Annotated in this window: 4 protein-coding genes and 2 pseudogenes; all 6 read left to right on the forward strand. The window is 64.8% G+C overall.

The window, feature by feature from the left end:
* Nucleotides 1-468: pseudogene (locus JCM19049_RS08625) on the forward strand (serine/threonine-protein phosphatase); the annotation flags it as partial.
* The gene (locus JCM19049_RS08630; RefSeq protein WP_054821388.1) at nucleotides 465-1,850 is read left to right on the forward strand and encodes an FtsW/RodA/SpoVE family cell cycle protein; all 1,386 of its coding nucleotides are present in this window, start codon (nucleotides 465-467) and stop codon (nucleotides 1,848-1,850) included. The pseudogene JCM19049_RS08625 and the gene JCM19049_RS08630, both read left to right, overlap by 4 nt.
* Nucleotides 1,851-1,890: 40 nt before the next feature.
* Entirely contained in the window at nucleotides 1,891-2,433 is a 543-nt protein-coding gene (locus tag JCM19049_RS08635; RefSeq protein ID WP_279402790.1) for a hypothetical protein, read from the forward strand.
* Nucleotides 2,400-2,705 (forward strand): penicillin-binding transpeptidase domain-containing protein, encoded by a 306-nt coding sequence (locus tag JCM19049_RS08640; protein ID WP_054821390.1) that lies wholly within the window; start codon nucleotides 2,400-2,402, stop codon nucleotides 2,703-2,705. Before JCM19049_RS08635 ends, JCM19049_RS08640 begins: the two co-directional genes overlap by 34 nt.
* Nucleotides 2,702-3,298, forward strand: coding sequence for a penicillin-binding transpeptidase domain-containing protein (locus JCM19049_RS08645; RefSeq protein WP_054821391.1), 597 nt, complete (start codon nucleotides 2,702-2,704; stop codon nucleotides 3,296-3,298). The genes JCM19049_RS08640 and JCM19049_RS08645 overlap by 4 nt, the downstream gene beginning before the upstream one ends.
* Nucleotides 3,295-4,145: pseudogene (locus JCM19049_RS08650) on the forward strand (protein kinase); the annotation flags it as partial. The gene JCM19049_RS08645 and the pseudogene JCM19049_RS08650, both read left to right, overlap by 4 nt.
* Nucleotides 4,146-4,314: the final 169 nt, after the last annotated feature.

Here is a 4,314-nt window from a genome sequence, read left to right on the forward strand (position 1 = left end):
CCGCGGCCCTGCTCACCCCACCGTTCACCGGAAGCGGGCGACATGCTCGACCCGCTCGAGAGCCACGGCCCGCGTCGACGCTGGTTCCTGCCGGCGCTGCTGACCCTGATGAGCGTGCTGGTGGTGATCGTCGGCGCGTGGGGCTACCTGTGGACCCAAACCCAGTATTTCGTGGCTCCCAAGGACGGCAATGTGGCCATCTACCGCGGGGTGCCCCAGGAATTGGGGCCGATCTCCCTCTCCGAGGTGGAGTCGGTCAGCAATATCCCGCTCGAGGCCCTGCCCACCTATTCGCGTCAGCGGGTCGAGTCCTCGCTCTACGCGCAGGACCTGAACCACGCCCAGGCGATGGTGCACGAACTGCTGGTGACCGCCAAGCAGAAATGTCCGGTGCAGGCCCCGGCCAAGGACGACCAGAACAATGACCAGGAACCCGTGCCCGCCTACTGTGAGGAGATCATGCAATGAGCGAATTGCAGACAGCACCGGTTCCCCGGCGCAATTTCGAACTCCTCCTGCTCGTGCTCGCCCTGGGAGTTGGCTTCGCCGCCTTCTACCTGATCGGGACCGCCACCGAGGAAACCGACCGCAGCGGCTTCGTGTTGGAGATGGGGATCCTCAGTGGCCTGGCGCTTCTGGTCCACATCCTATTGCGGCTTTTCGCCAAATATTCTGATCCGGTAATACTTCCGATCACGATCGCCCTGAACTCGCTGGGTCTGGCCATGATCTACCGCCTGGACCTGGCAAAGTCCACGGAGCAATCGTTCCGCCAGCTGCTGTGGACGGGCATCGCCATGCTCATCGCCGCGGTGGTGATGTGGGCGGTGCGCGATCACCGCAACCTGCGCCGCTTTACCTATATCGCCCTGCTGGCATCCATTGTGCTGCTGCTGCTTCCGATGATTCCCGGGCTCGGGGTGACCATCAACGGCGCGCGGATCTGGATCCGGGTGGCCGGGTTCTCCCTGCAGCCCGGTGAGCTGGCCAAGATCACCCTGTCGATCTTCTTCGCCGGTTATCTCTCCTCCAACCGCGACCTGATCCTGATGGCAGGGCGCAAGGTCGGTCCCATGCAGCTGCCGCGCATGCGGGACATGGCGCCCATGGTGGTCGCCTGGATCCTGTCCATCGGCGTGCTGGTGGTCCAGCGCGACCTGGGATCCTCGATCCTGTTCTTCGGCCTGTTCATCGTGATGATCTACGTAGCCACCGCCCGCATCTCCTGGGTGGTCATCGGCCTGCTGATGGTGGCGGTCGGCGGCGTGTTCGCCGCGACCACCATGAGCCACGTGACCCGACGCCTGACCACCTGGCTGGACGCGTTCAACCCGGACATCTACTACGCCACCGGCGGCAGCATGCAGATCGTCGAGGGCCTGTTCGGCATGGCCGACGGCGGGCTGATCGGCACGGGGCTGGGCAACGGTTCGCCCTACCGGGTGCCGCTGGCCAACTCGGACATGATCATCGCCTCCTTCGGCGAGGAGCTGGGGCTGATCGGCGTGGCCGCCATCATCATGCTCTACCTGCTGCTGGTCTCCCGTGGGCTGCGCGCCGCACTGGGATCGCGAGACAGCTTCGGCAAGCTGTTGGCCACCGGCCTGTCCTTCACCCTGGCCCTGCAGTGCATCGTGATCATTGGCGGGGTCACCCGGCTGATCCCGCTCACCGGTCTGGCCACCCCGTTCATGGCGGCCGGCGGATCCTCACTGCTGGCGAACTGGATCATTGTGGCGCTGCTGCTGCTGATCTCCCACAACTCACGCAGACCAATGACCGGGCATGTGGGCCCGACCGATGAAGTGGCCACCCCCGGTGCCAGCGATCCGAAGGCGGTGAAAAGCTAGTGAATCAGCCATTCGGCGCGTTTGGGTTGCCCTGATGGTGATGTTCCTGGTCTGTTTCGGGGCGCTGAGCTATATCCAGTTCTTCGCCGCCGACCAGCTGGCGGGCAACGCCCTGAACAAGCGTGAGCTGTACCGTGAATTCGACATGCCCCGTGGGGCGATCCTGGTGGACGGCAAGCCGATCGCGGAGTCGGTGCCAACCGAGGACGGGCAGTTCACCTACCAGCGCGTCTACAACGACCCGGAGGTGTACGCGCACCTGACCGGCTTCTACTCGTTGGCCAACATGTCCACTCATCTGGAAAGCGAACTGAACGACTGGCTGACCGGCAAGAGCTCCGACCTGCTCTTTGACCGGCTCTCCGCGCTGTTCACCGGCAAGACCACAGAGGGCGCCTCGGTGGAGCTGACCATCGACGACGAGCTGCAGCACAAGGCGTTCAACATGCTGCCCGACGGACTGCGCGGCACCATCATCGTCACCGATGTGAAGACCGGCGACGTGTTGGCCATGGCCTCCAAGCCAGCTACAACCCGAACAAGCTCTCGGTGCATTCCACCAAGACCGCCTCGGAGAACCTGAAGAAGCTGACCGGCGTCAAGGGTTTGAGCCCGTACGTCAACCCGGCGCTGGGCAACCGGTTCAGCCCCGGGTCGACCTTCAAGATCCTGGATCTGGTCACTGGGCTGGAGTCCGGGAAGTACGACATGGACACCCCGGTCCCCAACCCGCAGCAGGTGAACATCCAGGCGCGAAGATCAGCAACTTCGCCGAGGGCATCTGCGCCAACCGGACGCAGGCGGATCTGCGCTTCATCACCGCGCAGAGCTGCAACACGCCGTTCGCGCAGATGAGCGAGAAGCTGGGTTCGGCACCGTTCGAGGACGTGGCCGAGCGCTTCGGCTTCAACCAACAGCTGAACATCCCGCTGAAGGTGACCGAAAGCCAGTTCAAGCCCAACATGAGCGCCGGCGAACTGGCCCAGTCGGTCATTGGCCAGCGTGACGTGCAGGCCACCCCACTGCAGATGAACATGGTGGCCATGGGCATCGCCAACGACGGGGTGATCATGCAGCCGAACCTGGTCAAGAAGGTCATCGCCCCGGACCTGCGGGTCCTGGAGGAGACCAAGCCGAAGGAGTTCTCCACGGCCACCACCAAGGAGGTGGCCAACAAGGTCGCCGAACTGATGAAGGGCCCGGTGCAGTCCGGCACGGCGATGCGGGCCAACGTGCCCGGCGTGGACCTGCGGGTCAAGACCGGCACCGCGGATGTGCCGGATGACCAGCCGGGGCGCACGGTGAACTCCTGGGTGACCGGCTTCGCCCCGGGCGATGACCCCGAAGTGGCCATCACGGTGGCCTTTGAAAGAATTGATTACGACAAGAACCACCGGTTGGCGGTTTCCCTTATGAAGCAAATGACAGAGGCGGTGTTCAACCAGTGAGACCAGTTACCGGTACTACATTGGGAGGTCGCTACAAGCTGACCGACCGCATCGCGATCGGTGGCATGGGCGAAGTCTGGAAGCTCGCGACCAGGTGCTGGGTCGGCTGGTGGCCATCAAGATCCTCAAGGAGGAGTACACCGGCAACGAGGGCTTCCTCACGCGTTTCCGCGTGGAGGCCCGGCACACCGCACTGCTGAACCACCCGGGCATCGCCGGCGTCTTCGACTACGGCGAGGAAGAGGCTCAGCCTACCTGGTCATGGAACTGGTGCCCGGCCCGCCGCTGTCAACCATCATTGAACGGGACCGCAAGCTGGATGTGGACCGCACGCTGTCGCTGATCGCCCAAACCGCCCGGGCCCTGGCCGCAGCGCACGAGCACGCTGGTGCACCGTGACGTGAAGCCGGGCAACATCCTGGTCACCCCCTCGGGCAAGGTGAAGATCACCGACTTCGGCATCGCCCGACTGGCCGACCAGGTCCCGCTGACCGCCACCGGCCAGGTGATGGGCACCGCCCAGTACCTGGCCCCGGAACAGGCCACCGGGCAGACCGCCACCGGCAGCTCGGACATCTACGCGCTGGGCGTCATCGGCTACGAGCTGCTGGCCGGACGCCGGCCCTTCACCGGCGAATCCCAGATCGCCATCGCACTGGCCCAGGTCAACGACACTCCCCCGCCGCTGCCCGAATCCATTCCGGCCCCGGTGCGCCAGCTGATCATGTCCATGCTGGCCAAGGACCCGGCCGACCGCCCGAAGAACGCCAACGCCCTGGCCGACGCCGCCGAGGCCCTGCGCCACGAGGACACGCACACCGCGGTGCTCGCGGTGCCGGGCATGCTGCGCACCGGGATCGAGGACACCGCCACCCAGGCGATGAACCTGGACGATGAGAAGACCCAGCGGTGCCACCCAGGACACCACGGTGCACCTGCCCACGGCAGACATCATGCGTTCCGCATTTCGTGTCGTCGGACCGGCAGAAAAGGGGCGACCGTATCGTCCTGCTTTC

The sequence above is a fragment of the Arthrobacter sp. JCM 19049 genome (assembly GCF_001310435.1).

Excerpts from the sequence above, each read along its gene's own strand:
- JCM19049_RS08630 (WP_054821388.1), top strand. The coding sequence starts at position 465 with ATGAGCGAATTGCAGACAGCACCGGTTCCCCGGCGCAATTTCGAACTC.
- JCM19049_RS08635 (WP_279402790.1), top strand. The coding sequence starts at position 1,891 with ATGTTCCTGGTCTGTTTCGGGGCGCTGAGCTATATCCAGTTCTTCGCC.
- JCM19049_RS08645 (WP_054821391.1), top strand. The coding sequence starts at position 2,702 with ATGAGCGAGAAGCTGGGTTCGGCACCGTTCGAGGACGTGGCCGAGCGC.